The following is a 21023-nucleotide window of genomic DNA, read 5'->3' as shown; positions in this document are numbered from 1 at the left end:
TTTTATCTAATGAAACTAAATCACAAACATACATTTAAAATTACGATAGCGGCAGTCGCTCTGTTTGCAGGTACCGTGATGCACGCTCAGAATAGCGACAGGGCTATCATAGAACAATATCTGGTTTCAGGTAAAACAACTTTCGGAAAGACCTTTGAAATCATTCATTCCGAATCTAAAAAAGATTCTGACGGCAAAGTTGTCAACATCCAGCAAACTTACAAAGGCATCCCAATTTATGGTGCGATTTCTTCTGTCCTTTTGCGCAATAATACCGTGAAATATATGTCCGACAATTTTATAGCGATAACAGATGGTACTCCTGCTGGCAAACCATCATTGAATGTTGCTAAGGATTTTTCTACCATTTTATCATTGGCCAATCTAAATGGCGATAAGAGCGACTATACGTTTGATGGACGAAAAAATAATACGGTAGTGTCTAAACTGGTTTATTTCCCAACGAACAAAGGTCAGTTGCAATTGGCTTATGCTATTAATTTCTTCGAGAAGGGTACCAATAATTACTGGGATATCATCGTTGATGCAGCAACAGGGACTGTCATTGACAAAACAAACCTTACGGTATCTTGCCAGTTTCACGATCATTCTTTTTCTTCAGAACATCAGTTGGATAGCATTCACAATACGTCGGGAAAAGAAGCTGTTTTCCAAATCGTAAATAACAGCTCCGCTCTGGTGGACAATGCGTCTTACCGAGTATATCCATTTCCTGTAGAGTCGCCTAATTTCGGGCAACGGTCTTTGGAAACCAATCCGTGGTTTCTGGATGCCTCGCCATTAGGGTGGCAAAATGATGGTGACGAAGTTTACAATATCACTAGAGGAAATAATGCCTATGCTTATACCGATCTAAATGGTTCCAATGCATTTGGTGCAAGTGCCGATGGCGGTTCGCAGAAACTTTTTGATTTCCCCTTGGATTTGACCCAGCCGGTAACAGCCTATACTAATGCTTCAATCACCAATTTATTCTATGCGTCCAACAAGATGCATGATATCTTCTACAGATTTGGATTTGACGAGGCTGGTCGTAATTTCCAGTCAAGCAACTTTGATAAAGGTGAACCTTATACTGATTATGACCCTGTTCTATCGGAGTCAAGAGATGGCGCATCTCTTAATAATGCCAACTTTGCGACACCACCCGACGGCTTTTCTCCGAGGATGCAGATGTACCTGTGGAGATACGGTTATTTGTTGAGCTACAATGCGCCATCAGATCTAATTAACAGAAAACCGCCAGCAGGATATAATGTTGATTTTGGAGGTGCCTTTCCGGTGAATTCACCATTGACAGGCGATGTTGTGGTGGCAACACCTGAAGATGCTTGTACTAACCTGACCAATACAAATTTGACAGGGAAAATTGCACTGATTCAACGAGGCACCTGTAACTTTGATGTCAAATTCAAAAAAGCACAGGATAAGGGTGCGAAAGGCGTTATAATCTATAATCAGACTCCTGGACAGACAATAATCAATATGAGTGGTACTGACGCAACGGTATCAATACCTGGAATCTTAATTGATAACGAAGAAGGACAGATAATTAAAGGTAAGATAAACCAGAATGTCAATGTTAACGTCAATCTAAAATACAATACCTTTGATGTTGACGGAAGTCTTGATAATGGTGTGATAGCGCATGAATATACTCACGGCATCTCTACACGAAGTACCGGTAATGGTTACAGTTGTCTGAACGCGGCGTATGCTAATGAGCAGATGGGTGAGGGATGGTCAGACTTTATGGCACTGATGGTAACAGGTGCGGCTAATGCTACAGCTTCTTTACCAAGATCTACAGGTAGCTTTGTGTCGAATCAAAGTGCAAATGGTCCAGGCATAAGGCCGGCCAAATATTCTCCTGACTTTGCAATCAATGATTATACGTATGGTGACACCAATGGAAAATATCTGGATGATGGCACAGGAGGTCTTTATGTTGATGTTCACGGTGTAGGATTTATCTGGGCAACCATGTTATGGGATCTTCACTGGAAATTTGCGGATAAATACGGTTATTCGAATGATATTGCTAATAATCCGAATTCAGGAAGCGGTAAGGTAGTTCAACTTGTAATGGAAGCTATGAAAATACAGGGCTGCTATCCGAGTTTCATAACTGGGAGAGATGCGATCATCGCTGCAGATGCAGACCTGAACAACGGTGAGAACAAATGTATGATATGGAATACATTTGCCAAACGTGGGCTGGGAGCAAGCGCTAGTGCTGGAGCAACAAGAGGAGCTTTACCTAATGCCATCTCAGACCAGATAGAAGATTTTTCTGTTCCTGCGGAATGTTCGTTGGGAACTTCTGAAATAAGTGTCAATAAGAAAATTTCTATATATCCTAACCCTGCCAGCAATGAGGTATTCATTAAAATGAATGGTGTACAAATCACAGGAAAAATAAAAGTTTCCATATTTGATATATCTGGTAAAAAAGTGGATGAACAAGTAGTCAGCGCTAAAGAATCTGTCCATACTTCTGCACTTCCTAAGGGAAATTACATCTTAGTCGGTGATGGCATTGGTGTTACTTTCAGCAGCAAACTGATTATCAACAGATAGATTAAATATTTTTGATATGATTAAAATGTCACCGAATGTTTCCAGTCGGTGACATTTTTTTCAGTTTTAGTCAGGTCTTCTCTGTCCCAATGAAAAATGATAGAGCGTATTCTCAATCTTTTTATAGGAAAGAACTTTCCTCAAAGTAAGTTAAATTTTCCTACTTTCTAAATGTTGAAATTGTGTTCGATTTCACTATGAATGTTAATCTATTCAACGCTATGTAAGTGTTGGAGATGCATATACCCCCATTTACGCATTTCCCGAACAATGGGATAAATACTTTCCCCGTATTCTGTCAAATAATATTCGACCCTCAGGGGAACTTCATTAAAAACCTTGCGGGTAATGATGCCATCGCTTTCCAGTTCTTTCAATTGTTTGGCGATTGTCCGCTCACTGATAGTGGGAAGTGTTTTTTTCATCTCAGTAAAGCGGTTCCTTTCTTTTTTGATCAGGACAATAATAGTTGTTTTACATTTTCCTTTGATAACCTGCAGGAAAACATCCGATGGGCAGACCGTTTCAGTTTCTTCTATCTCTGGCATAATTTTATCGTCTGGTAATCAATAAACTAAACTTTTATGCAGTATATGGCCTTTTTGTAAGTTATTGTTTATTAATAATTTAATTATCAAATTTACTAAAAATTATTCTTATGAGCAGAACATTCAGGGCCTTGATGGTGAGAGAAAGTGAAGGTGTTTACAATAACGCTGTTGAAGAGGTGCCATTCAGCGAAATGGTTGAAAATGAGGTATTGATAGAAGTGGAATATTCATCCGTGAATTATAAAGATGCTTTGTCTGCTTCCGGAAACAAGGGGGTAACGAGAGAATTCCCTCATATACCGGGAATTGATGCAGCCGGAAAAGTGGTTTCTTCAAAGTCAGGCTTATTCAAGGAGGGAGATTCTGTTATTGTCACGGGATATGACCTTGGGATGAATACCTGGGGTGGCTTCGGACAATATATTAGTGTTCCTGCCGGGTGGGTCATCAGATTGCCTCATGGATTAACGCCGTTTGAAGCAATGTGTTACGGTACTGCGGGCTTAACAGCTGGTATTTCCGTATTTAATCTTATTAAATCAGGACTGACTCCGGATAAGGGGAAAATCGTGGTGAGCGGTGCTACGGGAGGCGTAGGCAGTATTTCTACCGCAATCCTTGCAAGGATAGGATATGATGTGGTCGCAATCTCCGGAAAAAATAACAATGATTATATAAAGAATACACTTGGAGCATCAGAAGTGATTTCCAGGGAAGATTTTACCGCAAAATATGATGCACGGGCAATGTCAGCCACCGATTTCGCCGGAGGTATCGATTGCGTTGGCGGAAAAATACTGTCGGGAATGATCAAATCTCTCAAATACGGAGGTGCAGTAACATGTTGCGGTAATGTGGCATCCGGGGACCTGGCTACGAGCATTTATCCCTTTATTTTGAGAGGGATCAGATTGATTGGTATAGATTCTGTGGAACAGCCATTATCCTTTAAAGAGGAAATATGGAGTTGTCTTGCCGATGATTTCAAACCGGATTTTTTATCAGAAATGGTACAGGTCATTTCAATTGAAGACCTGCCGGATGCATTGGAGACAATCCTTAAAGGAGGTGCGGAAAAGCGTTTTGTGGTGAAACATTAGCCAATTATATTTCTTATAATAGATAATCCGATGACATTTATTTTTTCATAATTTTTTATTATTTCTCCTATAGAAAAAGTTATATTATTATCATCTTTCGGAAGTTTAGTTGTTAAAGTGTACTTTGTTGAACAGCCATTTAAGCACTGAGATGGTGTTCAACAAACATTTTCAGGTATGTCCATCGGCCTTTGGCCTATTTCGTATAGTTTTCTCTTGCCTGGTTCAGCTCATTGCTGTTACGGGCAATCCATAACCAAAGCGGAGTAACCTGCACCAATAAGCCACGGCCTAAGTTGTTAATTCGTATTCGACCTTTGGCGGCACTTCGGGATGGACGGTCCGTAAAATGAGCCCGTCTCTCTCCAGTTCGCGCAGGCATTTGGTCAACATCCGTTGACTGATACCCTTGATGTGGTTCTCCAAGTTTGTAAAACGCATTTTACCATCTATTCCCAAGCCATGGATTACAAAGAGTGACCATTTGTTGCCGACATGATTTAGTATATCATGTTTAAGCTGATCCTGTTCTTTGTTCAGTACCTTGCAAATGTCGTCCCAGGCATTTACGATTTCTTCGTCCGTCATCAGTCTTTCCATAAAGTATATTTAATGCAAATAAAGATAGATTTTTCTGATGAAAAAACTTTTGTCAAAAGGAACTTTATAATAGTGATGCATTTAGAAAATAAAATTTGACCTTCATTTAAAATTAATGTGACTAAAACTCAAAAAACTAACATCGATGTACGTAGCTCACAATGAGGTGTCTTATTGTTTTTTGGGTTTGAAGGTGGTAATTTTGCATATCAAGAAGAATTCATTAGGATAATTGATTCAAATTTTAATTATTTTAATATGGAAAATACATCAGTTTTAATTTTGGGTGCAGGTGAGTTAGGTATGCCTATTATACGAAATATATCAAAAAAGGCTAAAAACTATAATAACATCACAGTAACCGTACTGTTGAGAGAAGCAACGATCAACTCTGAAGATCCAGATAAGAAAAAGAATGTTAGAGAGATCCGGGAATTGGGTGTGGAATTGCTTGCGGGCGACCTGTCAGCTACGTCTTCTGAGCTTATTGATATTTTCAGAAATTACGACGCTATTGTTTCGTGTACAGGTTATGGAACAGGCGCGGGAGGTTTTCAGCTGAAGTTGGCCAATGCGATATTGATGCCTGTGTCAAAAGATATTTTCCCTGGCAGTTCGGAGTGGACTTTGAAGTGATAGGGCAGGGAAGCGCGCAGGATCTTTTTGATGAGCAGCTTGATGTGAGAGAGCTTTTGAGATCACAAAGTGCCACAAAATGGGTTATTATTTCTACAGGTATGTTTACCAGTTATCTTTTTGAACCGTTCTTCGGTATTTTAGATATGGAAAATAGATTAATCAATGCTATAGGTGGATGGGATACGGCAGTTACATTGACCACACCGGATGATATTGGACGGCTTACCGCTGAGATTTTCTTTACAGAACCGCAGATTGAAAATGAGATCGTCTATATCGCCGGTGATACGATCACTTACGGAGATCTGGCTGATATTGCAGAATCATTATCAGGCCGGAAGTATGAGCTTACGCTTTCTGATATGGAAGAGATTACAGATGAACTTAAAAAAGATCCTACCAATTTTGTTAAAAAGTACCGTTCTGTATTCGGAGCAGGAAGAGGTGTTTCCTGGCCGCTGGAGAATACCTTCAATGGCAAGAACGGAATTCCGACAACCTCTGCCAAACAATGGGCGAAAAATAATATGGAATGGGAAGCTTATAATAAATAGTGGGAAAGTATAATGATATTCAACAAATTATAATTATTATCCGACAAATTGAATTACAAAGTTTGTTGCAGATTACAGTTATAAAAACTTCATTTTTAATCACAGTATTATGGTGTTACAAGTTACATAATCCCCAGACAATCAATTTGGGGTATCGGATAAAGTCTATACATCGTAAAAATATTGTCACTTATGGATTCACACTGCGGCCCGTCCGAATGTGATCAAATTGTTGTCGGGATCAAAAAGTGAAAATTCCTTCTGACCCCAAGATCTTTCGCTTAGACTTCCTGCCGGATGGATCTTAATATTCTTACCTAAACAATAATTGTATAGAGCCTCAATATTAGAAGTCCGGATGTAGATCTGTCCGTAATTTTCAGTTGATATCAAATCTTTGAATTCAAAAAAAATGAATTTCGATAGTACCGTTTTTCATCATAAGATAGCCTTCAAAATCATTTGCAGAAGCTTCAAATCCATAGGAATGCATTTAGAGTTTCCTGCTGGTATTTTATTAAATCAGATCGTATAAAATTAATCAATAATTTAAGTTGCATCTATTAATTCTAAGTGTTCCTATTAATAGTATAAAAGACCTCATTGATTTGCCTAATACTTTTCTTAGACAAAATGCCTACCTCATAACAAAACATCTCATTTTTTTCTTTTCTGGATATTACAATGCAGATATAATGTGAAATGATGCTTTTTTCAAGTTTACAAAAATTTATTTTATCAAGTGGCTGCTCCATAACTATCATGTCACCTCGGTTCTTAAATGGTGTATAATACGTCGTACAAAAATTTCCGCCTGTTATTTCCATTTTGAAATATCTAAGGGTCAAAAATTTAAATGCTAGTATTGCCATAAGAAAAACCAAGCCAATATATAAAGTGATATTAGTGTTGGATAATATGCAAATGATAGAAATAGATAAAATATTAACTACTATTATCACAATTATCCAAATAGATGTTAAGGTTGCTATTTTATTGTCAAAACACATCTTGTCACTTTTAACTATTTTCAAATTCCAGACTAAGCATCTTTTTCCACTTTTCGATAATGTCAGCTTTTCCCCAATTAATGGATTCATTAAGGGATAATCGCATTAGTAATTCTAATCCCTCCCCATTATAAATTAAATACTGTAATTTTTCTTTAAAAAGATATTTGTCGTGTAGGGGAATAAGATAACCATTTCGATTATTGATGATCTCGGCTGGACCAGTAGGACAGTCATAACTGATCAGCACATTGCCACAAAACATAGCTTCGATTAAAGTTGTTGGCAGTCCTTCCACCACAGAGGTCATACAAAAAATCTTAGATTTCTTAAAGTGATCCACCATCATATCAGAATTTATGCTTCCGAGAAATTTTACGTTTTTTAATCCAAGTGCAACTGTTTTTTCCGTGAGTTTTTGAAACTCTGCACCGTTTCCTGCTATATTGACCGTCCAATTCTCCGGCATTTTTGTCATGCTAACGATCTCAAGAAACTCGTCAATGTTTTTTTCAGGTTCGAGCCTGCAGGCGAGAAATATGTTATTTTCTTTCTCAGAAAAATTTATAGCAGCATTCTCATAATCATCACCGATGATATTGGATATTTTGACAGTATTTGAATTTATCGTTTTGTAAAATTTGACAGCTTCATCTGTCAGGCAAATGATGCCCTTCAGCTTAGAATATCTTTTCCTAAGCCATTGGTAATATAATAATCCTCCTGTCTTGTAGTTGATATGCTCCCAGGCAATCACTTTCTTTTTAGCTTCGGTGAAAGTTAGAAATGTAGATAATTTATACCAGCAGGAAATAATTTGATCATAGTTCTGGTGATTTTCGCTGATCCATTTTTTCAGCATAAGAAATGATCCCAAGTCGTAACTGTAGTTTACTAACTTACGACTTAAACCTGCAAAATATCTTTTATAATAAAGAGCTGATGCAAATCTGTACTGAGTTGTATCAAACGTGTCTAGATATATTTTCCTTACTCGGCTATCGATTTGAAAAAAGTCCTCATGCTCAGACATCAGGAATAATATTGTTATCTCAATATCTTTATAAGCCAAATTTTCAGTGATTTTTGCTATAGCTTTTGAAATTCCGCCCTGTTTTATATTCTGGTAGTAAACAAACAATATTTTTTTCTTCATAAAAATATGTGATCAAAGATTAGTGAATCCAGCTTTAAACCATTACTCCGGTACCAACTATACCTATAAAAATGGGATTGTTTTAAAAAAGCACAGGGATAGAACCCTAAAAATATTATGAAAAAAATTGCTATCAATTTCACTTGTCCCTGTGCCATACCTATAATTTCCTTATTTCTCTTTCAGATTAAATTGTGTTCAGCTTAAAAAAATGCAAATTTGAAAAAAGGGTAATTGTGCCTTTTTGCTTGCTGCAATATTATCTATGCGGTAGATTATTCTATAAATAGCATTTCGAAATCTATGTTGTGCAATCTTTACTATTTTAAGTGGGTGTCTATTTAAAATAGACATAGGGTCGTTTCAATGCTATAAAACACAAATTAAAAAACAAGGAAACGACTTAGTCCTATGCCAGACCAGGCTCTCTGGTTTTATTTTAAAGCATCCTTAAGATATTTTTACCCATATAATTTCTAAACCTGTTAATGATCTTTAATATAAAGTATTGTAATTTTGGTGTTAATAAAAAAACACAGGGAACTGATAGTGTTATGAAGTCTAATTAATCATGGAAATGTGTCCCTGTGTCGGGTATACCCCTTTTTTTCTGATGCTGCATAAAGATGCAGAACGATAATTTTTGTTATTAAAAAGACACAGGGCCGTTTTCAATGCTAATAAAAACACAAATGAAAAAACAAAGCCAACGATAGATGCCCTGTGCCAGACCAGAATCTCTGGTTTATCTTACTAAATCTTTACTCATAAGCTGATACCAATTATTTTGAAGTAATGTCAATTTATCTGTACATATTTTCAATTAAATAAATAGACACAGGATCGTTTTCAGTACATATAAACACGTGAAAGTAAAGAAAACGATGAATCCCTGTGTCAAACCAGACTATCTGGTTTTATCTTACATAATCCCCTTTCGATAAGGGTAATAACTAAAACATTGTTATTTTTTGATCAGTTTTTTTGTGACGGTAATGCCATTTTCAGTTGTCGCTTTTATATAATAAATTCCTTTGGGTAGGGTAGAGACGTGATTTTTACCGTTAATCAAAGTTTTGACTAATTTTCCGTCTACAGAGTAAATATCGATATAACTCAAGGCGTGATTGGTGCTGTAGATTAAATAATCTTCTACGGGATTCTCAAATACAATCTTGACTACTGATTTTGAGTTGACTGCGGACAAACTTGTGTCGTTGCTGGTGATGTATTTAGTGATAAATCCGTTTCCATTTGCTACAATGTTGTCTTCATTAATAATGAGACAGCCAATGGAATGAAAATCAGGATCACTTTCTACATAATACCCGAACACCGAATCCATATTGCCATTTGATTCAAGTTTTGAAATAAAATATTCATTATTGGTCTGATTCATTCCTCCGACGTAGTAATATCCATCTTTTTCGACGATGCTGAAAATCAATACTGGGAATGGCAGCATCGCAGAATTAAATACAAAGGACGTATCCAAATTTCCATCTGGACTTATTCTTCCCATCTTTCCATCCATATTGGCGTATATCAGGTGGTTCTTGCTATCCAAAAAAGCTGATGCAATCGGTCCTGGATCAAACGTCAAAGTTAAAGAGCCATTGTTGCCAAATGTCGTCATGGGCTCTCCATTTCTGTTATATTTTTCGATTGTACCGTTAGAAGGAGTGTCACTTGTAAAACTCACAATATTGGAAAAGTTGTCCAGAAAGATAAACCGCCCCTGAGTCGTGATCGTTCCTCCCGTTCCGAATGATGTGTCTATCGTACCGTCGCTGTTCAATCTGTACACTATTCTTTTTTGCAAATAGCTGTTGTCACTAAGTGCTTCTCCATAAAAAATAATTTTATCACCCATTTGGAGTAGCCCATAGTACCGTTTATCAATATCAGAAGATACATTCCCAAATGATGCAGTACCGCCAATTCCGAATGTCGGATCCAATTGGCCGTCTGGCAGAAACCGGATAATATCTGCATACGTTTTCAGGTCGCCTCCTGTACCCCGATGGAATCCCATTATCAGGAGTTTGCCGTCCGGCTGCCTCTGTAAATTACTGTTTGGATTTAAATAAGAATCGACAACAGCCTTCCCATTTACCCCAAAACTGGTATCTACAACGCCAGAGCTGCTTATCTTTGAAAGTACAGTTTTTGTATATCCTGTTGTACTATCTCCCATCAAAGAAGTGAAATATATATTCCCATCCTGATTCTGAATCATTTCTGAACCGTAAACATCATTTACTGAATTTACTGAATTTGTGATGGTGAATTTGCCATTAGTACCGAATGTTTGATCTTTAGAAATAATCTGTGCCGTGAGGATATTCACTGTAGAGATGCTTGTGAATAAGATTGTTTTCTTCATAAATATTAAATAAATAATTTTTTCCATTTCGCAACAGTGTTGCGACTGAGATTGAAATGCATAGCCAGCTGGCTGTTGTTCAAACCATATTTTTTCTGATAGTCCAGAATTTCAAAAATGTCTGATTTATTATATGATTTATGCTGCTGATTGAACAGTTCCGAATCCTTACTTTTTTTTCCGGAGATCTTGCTGTTAAGCTTTATAATATCCAATACAGAGAGGTATTTTTTAGAGAGCAAAGATCTGCAAGACTCTATTTTATCCGGGTGTTTTGTATTGATTAAATCGGTGTAGATGCGTATGTAATCAGGACCTTTATGACTCATCTCAAAATTTGTTTATGATTGTTCTGGTTTTCTTTTGCTTTCAAAATGCCTTCGTTTATCAGATCTATGCTTTCAGAAGCCAGGATGCCCAAGTTGTAGATAAACACTTTATTCTTATATCTGCCATAAACACCGATACGGATATAATTAAATACCGAATGCTTTTCCAGCTGGCAAAAGCTGATTTTATACCAGGGCAACTCCAGGTTCGCAGACCTGTACCTTTTGATCAGTGGGTGATTGTACTTTATAGAAATTAAGTCCTCTGAAAGCTCCAGCTTGAAATATTTTATCGTTACAAGCTTATAAGTGAGAAGCGCTAAGAGTAATAAGATGGAAATGTACAATGCCAAATGAGTAATTCGGAAAAGAATGCAGGTCAGAAGACCATACAAGGTCACTAATACTGCACATATTATCAAGTAAATATATCTGGTCGCTGCTGCTTTATTATCTATAGACATTGCTGCGTATTTTTAAATGTTAACTCAGTAAAACAATTCATTTTGTATTTTGCCGGTCTCTCCCGGAGTCGTTGTAACGGAGTGTACAAGATCTATGAGTGACTGGTAATAATGGTAATCCTGAAGATCCTCCGAAAGCCGCATTTTTATTTCCACTGCTTTTTCTTCCGGCAGCTGGTTCGACGCCAGCAGTTCTCTCACCTTATCACAAAAGCCGGCTAATGATTCTATTCCTGCGGAGGGGAGTATTTTGCTATCCATTTGTATAGTGTTGTTTTTGGTATTCCGTAAACTTCTGTTATCTGTGCCTTTGTCTTTTTTCCTGTGTCAATCTGCTCCAGTACAAAATCTATAATTTCTCTGGTGTACATATTTTTCCTGTACTGTGGAAGAGCGCTTTTCTGCTCCGGCTGGTAGCTCTGGAAATTGCGTCCAGCCTTAGGTGAATACAGAATAAGATGCTGGGAGTAGAGCCTAAAGAAGTCATATTCCAAAAGCTTGCTCCACCTCAAGAGCACTTCGGCATCCAGGCTTTGGGAAACAAACATCGCTTCTATATCCACCTTCTTGCATTTCAAAAATCTACAGGTTCGCTGTGTAGAGATTTTCATTTCCTTATATCTCATTTCGATGAGAGATCCAATATGTATATACTTCAAATCCAGCATAGTATTTTTTTTTGAGACGTGGGACACTTATCAAACAATTATTTTTTAATACTTCTTCTGCCAATGTGGAAGCTCTCCACCTTATTATCTTTAAAATGTAGGTGAAGATATATCCATCTTCCCAGCCAGTCCTTTCTCAGGTTGTAAGTCCATATCTCATTATGATAAAAGTTAAATCCTTCACCCAGCTCGCTCTTCACCTCCTCACGGGATTTCCCGGTCAGCTCTTCATACTTTTGTTTTTTATACTGATGTCTCATCGCCTGTTTTCTATTTTTGAATCGCCTTCAGATTGTTTGCAACATTGCGCAGCGGCAAGTGTATCCGTTGCTTAATGCGAAGCAATGCTCTTCCTAAATACTTATTACGACTGATGCTAGGCGCTGCACATTCCTTCTATTTCACGGTTAGCAGTTTGTCAAAGGAGATGATCCTCGGATCTTTCAGCTGGGAGCTTCCGGCGTACTGTGTCACGATTTCCAATTTGTAGGTGCCGGCAGGCAGTTCTGGAATCACTATGATAAGTTCCGATGGATTGTTGTTCACCATATCACTCTCATCCACCTGGATCCGATCCTGAGTCGTATTATCAACCAGGAAGACGCCGTTTGATCTGCTGTCGCCCCACACCTTTATTTTGCTGCCAAGTATTTTCAGGTTTTTGCCCGGGGTCAGCAGGTCATTCACAGAATCTGTTCTCACATCCCTCACCTGGAGTATCACTGCCGAAGCATCCGCCACGCCCAGGATATTCACCTCTATGTTGTCAATCTCCGCCCTTAGCTTTTCTCCCTGGTTGAACTGGAAGAGGATATTGTGCTTGGCAGGGTCAAATGTCTCACTGGGACTGCCGAACACGCCCCGGATATTGGTACTTGCTGTGAAATAGCCGGTGTTCACGGAGTATCCGTCGCACAACTGGTAGGCCATTTCTTTCAGAAAGAGTTCTGTGGCATGTTCCATAGTCTGTGCGGCTACATCTGCGCCGCCCCGGCTGACTGCCGCTTCACAGATTTCTTTCACATTCAGCGAGCGCTCGCTTACGGTGCGTGCGATGTAATCATTGGGGTTATCTTTTGTAAGGACGTTGTCGTAGAGGTATGCCTTGATTTTGTGAAGTATGTTTGCCATCTTTTTAGTTTTTTTGGTATCAGTAATTATAAATTTGCAGGTTATGCCCAAGTAGAGGAAAAGAAATCATACACCTGGTCATCTGTGAAAAAAAGGTACAGGCGTCTGTTAATCCCAAAAAAGTTCTTTCCGACAATGAAGATCCATTCATCGGACTCATAGGGTGAGCGCGGCATATCCAGTATGCCCACAATATCCTGTTTGCTCTTTCCGATGAGGCTTTCGTAAAATGCCTCACGAAACATCTTTGTGTTATTTGTTTTGTAGATCATCTGCTGAGATATTAACTTATTGTCTGGTGCCGGATTACTTCAGGAGGTCGGTTATACCCGCAGTAATGTCCTTTGCTTTGTTCAGCCAGGCAGCTGCGCTGCCCAGCGTATCCGTATCCCACACCACATCCAGCCTGTTCTTTTTGGCGTATGCTTCTATGGCTGCATTCAGTTTTTCTATGTAGGTGGCAACATCGGTTTTGTACTTCTGCTCCAGTATACTATTGTATCCGGCTATGCGGTTTTCCAGCATTTTGTTTTCGTCTTCCAGCAGCTTCAGCCTCTCTTGATCCACCTTGTTCATCCGCTGCTTCAGCGTAGGAAGGTCTTCACCGGGCAACGGCTTGTACACAACACTGAGGCTGCTCAGTTTTTCATCAATTGCCCTCTTTGTGCCTTCTATCTCTTTCTGGTAAGCAATTTTGGTACTGTCTAAAGCTTTAGCCTGGCCGGTGTAGCCCTTCATCTGCTCCAGTATTTTGGTGCGGGAGAGGTAGCCCATATTCTGAGCGGTGCATAGCAGTGCGCTGCAAAGCAGTGCTGAGGTCATAAGTGATTTCAGATGTCTCATTTTATATTTTGATTTTTAATATTTTAGGTGTAGGTAAAAATATAATATCAGGCGGCCACAAGCTTTCGTAAGGATCTGTACCGCCACCAGAGCTTTTTCATCGTAGGCCGCTCTACCAAGATGAAGAATACGGCGCTTACCAGCAAGGTAAATATCAGGGTGTAGAACAATCTCACAAAAAAATCTGTCAGGTAGCTATTGCCGATCAGCGTGTGACGCAGAAAGACTGCATGAACCATGTATATCACCTTCTGATGGAGCATATAAATGGAGTAGCACATGCCTCCGATCGTGTAAACAATTTTATGCTCCAGTATTTTTATAAAATATTTGGTCCGCGGACTGCACACCAGCAGTACAAAGAGCAGTGCGCCTGTCACAAACTCTATGGCACTGAACCAAAGCAACGCTAGTGATGAGAAACACGCCACGTCGAATAAAATATATTTGCCGGCCCTGTCTCTAAACTGCATACAGACATCCAACGCCAAAAAGCCTGTAAGGAAGTAATGTATGTAATTCAATACTGATGGGAAATCAAATAGCACAGGCTTCCAGAACATAAAAATGCTTATCAAGGTGAGTAATGCGATACGCCTCGGAAAACGGGGGAGCCTGAAAACAAGTGCCAGCAAGGGAGCCATAATGTAGAATTGGATCTCAATTTCCAATGTCCACAGAACGGTATTGAGCACCGGCATCTCACCATAGATGATCTCGTGGCTGTAGAAAATCGAAGCCAGAAGATGCGGGAACGCCCAGCTGAAAGTTTTTGTTTTGAGTATGAAGACCGTCAGTACAAACAGCAGGATCAGGTGGATGATGTAGGGCGGTTCCAGCCTGGTCAGCCTTCTGATGTAGTAATCCCTGAGGGAAAACTTCTGACCACTGTCGGCATAACTGCTGTAGAAAGGCATCGCAATCAGGAAGCCGCTGATTGAAAAGAAAAGGATCACACCCATCACGCTTCCCTGCAGATAGTCCTGGATAAACCTGTATTTCGTGATAAAGCCAACATGCTGATCATCGTAATAATCTATAAAATGAAAAAGAAATACGCTGATCACCGCAAAGAACCGTAAGCCGTCTATGTAGAGCAGCTTCTTGCCGGACGAGGTGACCCGCTGGAGGAGCGGTAATATTTTTTCTTGAGCAGTCATTGTGTGTTTTTGTGTTTTAATCTTTAATCGGTAGCGCGGCAGGGCGTTTGCCCTGCGCATTGCTACCTTTTTGATTCATCATTTGTGGTTTTCAGAATCTCTCTTTATTAACTAACTTTAAAATTTTCCGGCTTACCGGCAGAGCAGGTGCCCTGCAGGATCAGACCGGTGATTCATCATTTGTGCGTTCAGAATCTATGTTTATCATATTTTTTCAAATTTGAGTATCAGCCGCAGGGCTGTAAGCCCTGCTGAATTGATACTTCCTGATTGATCCATCATTTGTGCGTTCAGAATCTATTTTACTTAACCATTATTATAAACTTTCGTATCAATTACAGGGCACTGGGCCCTGCAACATGATACTGTCTGATCCATCATTTGTGCAATTAAGATCATTTAACAATTATAATTTTTTAACAATCAGCTGTTGCACAGATACATTGATCATTTGTATTTATTTCAATAGTAGAAGAGGGATAAGAAAAAGAGATTAACCATTTGTTTGATGTATGGCCATTATGCTATCAATTTCCATAATCATTTTAAAAATTGCCGGACACACCTTCTCCAAAAAGGGACATGTGTCCAGGCAACTAAAAACATAAATGGTCTCTTCTTATCAATTATTCCTTCTATCTCAACTTAAAATTCCATTTTATCCCGAATATCAATCTATATCTTCGATGCTTAACGTCTAGTGTCACAATCAAAAGTTGCCCGGCACACCTCACTGGTGAGAACGTGTGCCTTCGCAACTTAAAAAAAACACTGATGATATAGTTTTATATTATTTCTTTAATTGTCGTACAGCAGTACCGCATTTCCAACCGTCGCATTGAGCGTGGTGGGACTGCAAGATGATCCTGTAGAAAATCTTGTGGAGCTGCCGTATTGGAATGTATCACCAGGATTCATGGCAAATGCCGTGTAATCTTCCCACCCCGCAGGCTCTATGGCTCCGGATGCCGCACACGTACCACTTTCATTCTGGAAAAATATACTGTACGAGGTACTTTTATTGTTGTTCTTAATAACCCGGATGCCGGCATTCTTTACACCGCCTGATACGCTGGCAGACCATCCCGATCTCCGAATCCAGACGTAGCTCCCTGCATAGGGTGCTGTAAAAAATGTTCCCCAGTTCTGAAAATAGGTCAGAGGATCTGGATTGTTGTCATTGTTAGTCATTGTATGGCTGTCGCTGCGGTTGATGTCCCATCGGCAATTGATCTCTCCACCGCTTCCGCTCATCGTAATGCCGTTGGCTCCATTAAAATCCATTCCACCTGTACCGCTGAGGTTGACAGCACCGATGTTGCGGTTCTGGTCTACGGTTACCGTTATGCCGTCATTCACGGTCTGGGAGGCGCCGGCATTATTGTAAAGCGTATAGGGGAAATCCCAAACTTCACACTTGCCGATGCTGCCGCTGTAGAACGCGGTATTGGCCTGGCCGTATGCGCAGAGGGTGATGCTTATTAAGAAGAAAAGAATATTTTTTTTCATGTTTTTTGAGTTTGGTACCGGTGTTGCGTTGGCCGGCAGCTTGTATATTTTTTATGGTATTGATTGTGCCGCCTACTGCGGGGTCTTTGTAACTGTTTCACCCGGCAATGTTCAAAAACCGTAAAGGCGTGAACGTCGGGCGTATCCGGTTAGTTTTCATATACTATTGCAGCGGCTCCTATCACAAAATCCAATAGCGAATTGTTACAGGAAGATCCTGCTACATACACGGTGGAGGCAGCGTAGGAGAGGCCCTGTCCTGCCCCTAAGCTCAGCGGGCCGACGGGATACGTCCAGGTGGTGACGACATAGGTTCCTCCTGCGAGTCCACAGCTTCCGTATGTGTTCTTAAAATAAATAGGATCATAGGTATCGCTGCCTTGCTTCCGAACCCCAAAACCTCCGCTATGGTAAGCACCAATCATATAGGCAGACCATCCGCTGACCATTCTCCAGCGGTAGGATCCCGGATAGGGCGCGGTAAAGAAAGTTCCTGAATCATAGCTGACGAACGGATTGCCAGACGAATTGAGGGTCGCGATATCGTTGTTGTTCACCACCACCTGATGTCCGAATTCCGGGATGTCCCACCGGCAGTTGATTTCAGTACCGGATCCGCTCATCGTAATGCCACTAGCTCCACTAAAATCCATTCCACCTGTACCGCTGAGGTTGACAGCACCAATGTTGCGGTTCTGGTCTACGGTTACCGTTATGCCGTCATTCACGGTCTGGGAGGCGCCAGCATTGTTGTAAAGCGTATAGGGGAAATCCCAAACTTCACACTTGCCGATGCTGCCATTTGTTGTGGCAGTATTTACCTGGGCAGCAGAAAGGATGATGCCGCCAAGAAACAAGCTCCAGAAAAATATGGTCTTTTCTAACATATTCTATATATAATTAGTGCTGATGCTTTTACTTATACCTTAAATATTTTGCAACTGTTTATCCTGTCAGTTATCATACAGCATATATGCACCTCCTGCAGTAAATGACAGTGTGGTGTCATTGCAAGCGGGATCTGTGCTGCTTGCCACATTGGCAACATAGAAGATAGAATCACCCGCGGCCATGCTGCCAAAATAGATATTGTTCCACTTCGGCGGAATACTCCCAGATCCCCCGGGAGCAGTGCCGCAACGCCCCGGCTGATCCTGCTCAAAGGTTTGCAGCTGTCGCCCCTTCACGCTTTTCACCGTGATCTCCCCAAGGAGGTAAGCACCCGATACAGTTGCAGACCACTCTGAATTTTTACGTATCCACATATAATTGCCGGCCTGAGGTGTCGTAAATACAGTTCCCAAAACCAAAGGCGTGGAGCTATTGACCAGCGTATGGCTTCCTCTGCTTTCCAGATCCCACCGGCAGGTGATTTCAGTTCCGGATCCGCTCATGGTAATGCCGTTGGCTCCGCTAAGATCCAGCGCTCCCGTTCCGCTAAGGTTGACAGATCCTATGTTCCGATTCTCATCTACCGTCACCGTAATGCCATCTCCAACAGTCTGGGAGGCACCGGAATTATTGTAGATGGTGTACGGATAGTCCCACACGAAGCACTTGCCGATGCTGCCACTTTCCACAGCGGTATTACTCTGTGCAAAAACTATCACACAAGAGAAAATCATTAATGCTGTAATTTTATTTTGCTTTGCCATCTTGGTTCTCTTACTATTTTCTTTAGTATAAACTGCTCTGTAGCTAGTATCTAAAAACTGTTTATTATGCTATTTTCTCAAAAAACACTTCCTGCATCGACTGCCAAAGAATCTATTGATCAACCACTCAGTTATTATAGTAATTGGTTAAAAGTTTAAATGTGTATCATTAGTTCTATTTCTTCTCGGGTGAAGGTCCATCATACAAGCCTTTGTGCATTTTGTTTGCTTCAGCAGGTGGCACAACGGCCTGTTTGTTTGAGAGATTGCCGGAGGATTTTGCTGGAATATTTACGGCTTGTGGTGCAGCCGACACATCCATCCGGGCTTCCAGAACACGTATCCTTTCGTTTGATTCTTTGAGTGCTTCTATTAGCAATGGAATGAGTGCATTATAATTGACAGATTTGTACCCTTCTTTATTAGTGATAACTGCATCTGGTAATACTTTCTCAACCTCTTGGGCTATTACACCGATGTCTTTGCCTTGTCCTAATGTCTGATCCGGGAATTCTTTTTTGTCTTTCCATGAATAAGTGTAACCATTAAGTTGCTGAAGTCTTACCGTTGGTTGATCAATAAGTTCTATGTTTTTCTTGAAACGACGGTCAGATGGTCCTTGAATACGAGGAGCTACAATTGTGGTATTAAATAAATGCACAGCTCCACCCTCCGCAGCATAGTACATATTGGTGTTATCATATCCTATATATCCTATTCTTGATCCATTTGATTTTAAAATCTGTAAATGTCCTGAATTAGAGATACCTCCCGGTGATAATCTAGCATATCCAATACCCGGTGCACCTGCCCTCACATCACCAAAACTTCCATTACCAGTTGTAAATAAGGCTTTATTATTATAAATTTTAATTGTAGAATTCTCATTCATATAAAATCCGCTATCGTAATCTTCCCATCGAACTCCAGTATTTGCGCCTCGAATTCTAAACCATTTACCAATCCCTGAATATACCTCATTATCCGTATACAAATCTCCACCTGAAAAAACGTGATCAGCTCCATTTTCCGTTACATACGTTAAGTTAGAATTATTATATCCTATATAACCTAAACGTGTACCGTCAACTTTATAAATACCCAAATGACCAGTATGATTAGTATCGCCTTGAATTAATCTTATGAATCCAATTGAGCCAATACCTGATTGTATGTACCCCCTACTTGTTACATTACCGTATCCGTTAATTCTAAAAAGTTCATCACTGGAAGTTGCTGAAGTAGCAGCGTAGAAAATGTGCGCTCCAGATAAACTTGATATCTGATATCGTAATGCACTCGCATTTATACCAAAACCATAGAATTGTTGTTCATTATCTGCATCTTCATAGAACGTAATGTTTCTATTATTTGAAGGACTAGAAAATCGTAACCTGCCATTATTTGTAGGGATGGTTACTTTACCGTAACTATCCCATTGCAAAGCGTTATTACCATTGGCTGTTCCAAGATATCCTCCTTTGCCTCCAATAAGTCTAGGACCATTTACTAAAGTATTATAAACTAAACTGTTTTCATTGTCATTGACGTCTTTCAAACGCAATTCGTACAAATTCAGCCCAATATTTTGAGTAGCAGAGTGATTACCTAAATTATCTCCTGAGGATATTGATGACGTAAGGGATTTCCAAATTCCACCAGTATTTGTTGAAGATTTATTATCATAATACCAAAATCCTGATGTTAATGTACCTAATGTAGCACCAACCCCAGCCGTACCAGAATTTGCTGTATTATAAACAATCATCCCATCAAAACGTGTTGGAAAAGAATTGGGTATACCAACAATAACAGATGGAAATGAAGTAAGTGTTGATAAATCTACTCTAGGAAATATAAGACCCTTTCCTATATTATTGGATAAATTAACAGTAGTATTTGACGAGGCATCTAAAAATGCTGGACTGTTTGTTGTTGATAAATTTATAGCATTATTTACTATTCGCACCTGTCCACTCACATTGCCAAGCAGAAAAATAGTTACAGCTACTAAAACTTTTTTTATCATATGTATATTTAAATATATTTTAAGATTTTAAATTTGTACTAGACATACTCAATGATTCAGAATATGATTTAATACTCTACTATAAGTGAGCTTGCTCTTGTATTAGGAAGAAATTAGTGGTTTAGATATTTAAGAGATGAAGAATTTTATACACCAAACTGATATACTTTTATCTGATAAATATTATGCAGTTCAAGATGCTTATTTGTTTCTAATTTTATTATTGTATGACTTTAATTCTTGAACCTCTTTTTTCAACAAATTAATTTGTGATTGCTGCTCCTGAATTGCTTTCGTAAGTACTGGCACAAGTAGACCATAATCAATTCCCCATGCTTCATTTTCTTCATTCTTGGGTATGTAGGTTGCCTCTGGAATAACTTTATATAAATCTTGTGCTATAAAACCAATACTATGTTTTGTATTAGAATCTACAGCTTTACCATTTTTTATTTCTCGATTGATTGATACATCATATTGGACAGGCTCTAGACCTAACACTGAAGTAAGACCATAATCCATCTTTTTTATAGATGATTTAAGACGTCTATCTGAAGTATTTATATGTGCTGCCGCATAGCTAACATTGCTAATAGTTAAATTTCCTCCAACAGTTGAACTTCCAGAGGTAGAAAAGC

20 protein-coding genes are annotated in these 21023 nt (G+C 39.4%); 4 read left to right on the top strand and 16 right to left on the bottom strand.

Annotation, left to right across the window (positions count from 1 at the left end):
- Nucleotides 1-9: 9 nt before the first annotated feature.
- Entirely contained in the window at nt 10-2601 is a 2592-nt protein-coding gene (locus tag LUD75_RS10665; protein WP_262908198.1) for a T9SS-dependent M36 family metallopeptidase, read from the top strand.
- Nucleotides 2602-2810: 209 nt separating this feature from the next.
- Here the strand turns inward: LUD75_RS10665 and LUD75_RS10660 are convergent, their stop codons facing one another.
- Nucleotides 2811-3149: a helix-turn-helix domain-containing protein gene (locus LUD75_RS10660; RefSeq protein WP_232705661.1), complete on the bottom strand. Its 339-nt coding sequence runs from the start codon at nt 3147-3149 to the stop codon at nt 2811-2813.
- A 110-nt stretch (nt 3150-3259) separates the two neighbouring features.
- Between LUD75_RS10660 and LUD75_RS10655 the strand changes: the two genes are divergently transcribed.
- Complete coding sequence (locus tag LUD75_RS10655; RefSeq protein ID WP_232705660.1) at nt 3260-4252, top strand: YhdH/YhfP family quinone oxidoreductase; 993 nt, start codon at nt 3260-3262, stop codon at nt 4250-4252.
- A gap of 291 nt (nt 4253-4543) precedes the next feature.
- On the opposite strand, the gene LUD75_RS10650 is transcribed toward LUD75_RS10655, so the two are convergent.
- The gene (locus tag LUD75_RS10650; protein WP_232705659.1) at nt 4544-4852 is read right to left on the bottom strand and encodes a helix-turn-helix domain-containing protein; all 309 of its coding nucleotides are present in this window, start codon (nt 4850-4852) and stop codon (nt 4544-4546) included.
- Nucleotides 4853-5110: 258 nt separating this feature from the next.
- On the opposite strand from LUD75_RS10650, the gene LUD75_RS19120 reads away from it, so the two are divergent.
- Together LUD75_RS19120 and LUD75_RS19115 are read left to right on the top strand one after the other, a co-directional pair.
- Nucleotides 5111-5488: an NmrA family NAD(P)-binding protein gene (locus LUD75_RS19120; protein WP_262908197.1), complete on the top strand. Its 378-nt coding sequence runs from the start codon at nt 5111-5113 to the stop codon at nt 5486-5488.
- On the top strand, nt 5473-6045 hold the full coding sequence (locus LUD75_RS19115) for an NmrA family NAD(P)-binding protein (protein ID WP_317207318.1): 573 nt from the start codon (nt 5473-5475) through the stop codon (nt 6043-6045). The genes LUD75_RS19120 and LUD75_RS19115 overlap by 16 nt, the downstream gene beginning before the upstream one ends.
- Nucleotides 6046-7065: 1020 nt before the next feature.
- Here LUD75_RS19115 and LUD75_RS10640 read toward each other — a convergent pair.
- From LUD75_RS10640 to LUD75_RS10575, 14 genes are all read right to left on the bottom strand, one after another.
- A complete protein-coding gene (locus LUD75_RS10640) occupies nt 7066-8211 on the bottom strand; it encodes a glycosyltransferase (protein WP_232705658.1) in 1146 nt (381 codons plus the stop codon).
- A 964-nt stretch (nt 8212-9175) separates the two neighbouring features.
- Complete coding sequence (locus LUD75_RS10635; protein WP_232705657.1) at nt 9176-10597, bottom strand: T9SS type A sorting domain-containing protein; 1422 nt, start codon at nt 10595-10597, stop codon at nt 9176-9178.
- 5 nt (nt 10598-10602) lie between these two features.
- A complete protein-coding gene (locus LUD75_RS10630; RefSeq protein WP_232705656.1) occupies nt 10603-10926 on the bottom strand; it encodes a helix-turn-helix domain-containing protein in 324 nt (107 codons plus the stop codon).
- Nucleotides 10927-11414: 488 nt separating this feature from the next.
- A complete protein-coding gene (locus LUD75_RS10625; RefSeq protein WP_232705655.1) occupies nt 11415-11591 on the bottom strand; it encodes a hypothetical protein in 177 nt (58 codons plus the stop codon).
- A 26-nt stretch (nt 11592-11617) separates the two neighbouring features.
- Nucleotides 11618-12058 (bottom strand): transposase, encoded by a 441-nt coding sequence (locus tag LUD75_RS10620; protein WP_317207317.1) that lies wholly within the window; start codon nt 12056-12058, stop codon nt 11618-11620.
- 38 nt (nt 12059-12096) lie between these two features.
- Nucleotides 12097-12318, bottom strand: a complete 222-nt coding sequence (locus LUD75_RS10615; RefSeq protein WP_232705654.1) for a hypothetical protein — start codon at nt 12316-12318, stop codon at nt 12097-12099.
- Between the two features lie 136 nt (nt 12319-12454).
- Entirely contained in the window at nt 12455-13189 is a 735-nt protein-coding gene (locus tag LUD75_RS10610; RefSeq protein ID WP_232705653.1) for a DNA-binding domain-containing protein, read from the bottom strand.
- Between the two features lie 306 nt (nt 13190-13495).
- A complete protein-coding gene (locus LUD75_RS10605) occupies nt 13496-14032 on the bottom strand; it encodes an OmpH family outer membrane protein (protein ID WP_232705652.1) in 537 nt (178 codons plus the stop codon).
- Between the two features lie 47 nt (nt 14033-14079).
- Nucleotides 14080-15252, bottom strand: coding sequence for an acyltransferase (locus tag LUD75_RS10600; protein WP_232705651.1), 1173 nt, complete (start codon nt 15250-15252; stop codon nt 14080-14082).
- A 738-nt stretch (nt 15253-15990) separates the two neighbouring features.
- Complete coding sequence (locus LUD75_RS10595; protein ID WP_232705650.1) at nt 15991-16476, bottom strand: hypothetical protein; 486 nt, start codon at nt 16474-16476, stop codon at nt 15991-15993.
- 374 nt (nt 16477-16850) lie between these two features.
- Complete coding sequence (locus LUD75_RS10590) at nt 16851-17588, bottom strand: hypothetical protein (RefSeq protein ID WP_232705649.1); 738 nt, start codon at nt 17586-17588, stop codon at nt 16851-16853.
- Between the two features lie 66 nt (nt 17589-17654).
- The gene (locus LUD75_RS10585; RefSeq protein ID WP_232705648.1) at nt 17655-18356 is read right to left on the bottom strand and encodes a hypothetical protein; all 702 of its coding nucleotides are present in this window, start codon (nt 18354-18356) and stop codon (nt 17655-17657) included.
- A 175-nt stretch (nt 18357-18531) separates the two neighbouring features.
- Nucleotides 18532-20385, bottom strand: a complete 1854-nt coding sequence (locus LUD75_RS10580) for a tail fiber domain-containing protein (protein ID WP_232705647.1) — start codon at nt 20383-20385, stop codon at nt 18532-18534.
- Between the two features lie 201 nt (nt 20386-20586).
- On the bottom strand, nt 20587-21023 hold a 437-nt coding region (locus LUD75_RS10575), incomplete at its 5' end, for a tail fiber domain-containing protein (RefSeq protein WP_232705646.1).

This window comes from Epilithonimonas sp. JDS, from assembly GCF_021261315.1.
Taxonomy (GTDB): Bacteria; Bacteroidota; Bacteroidia; order Flavobacteriales; family Weeksellaceae; genus Epilithonimonas.
Note: the sequence above shows the minus strand (reverse complement) of the source record. Positions and strands in the feature narration are given on the sequence as shown.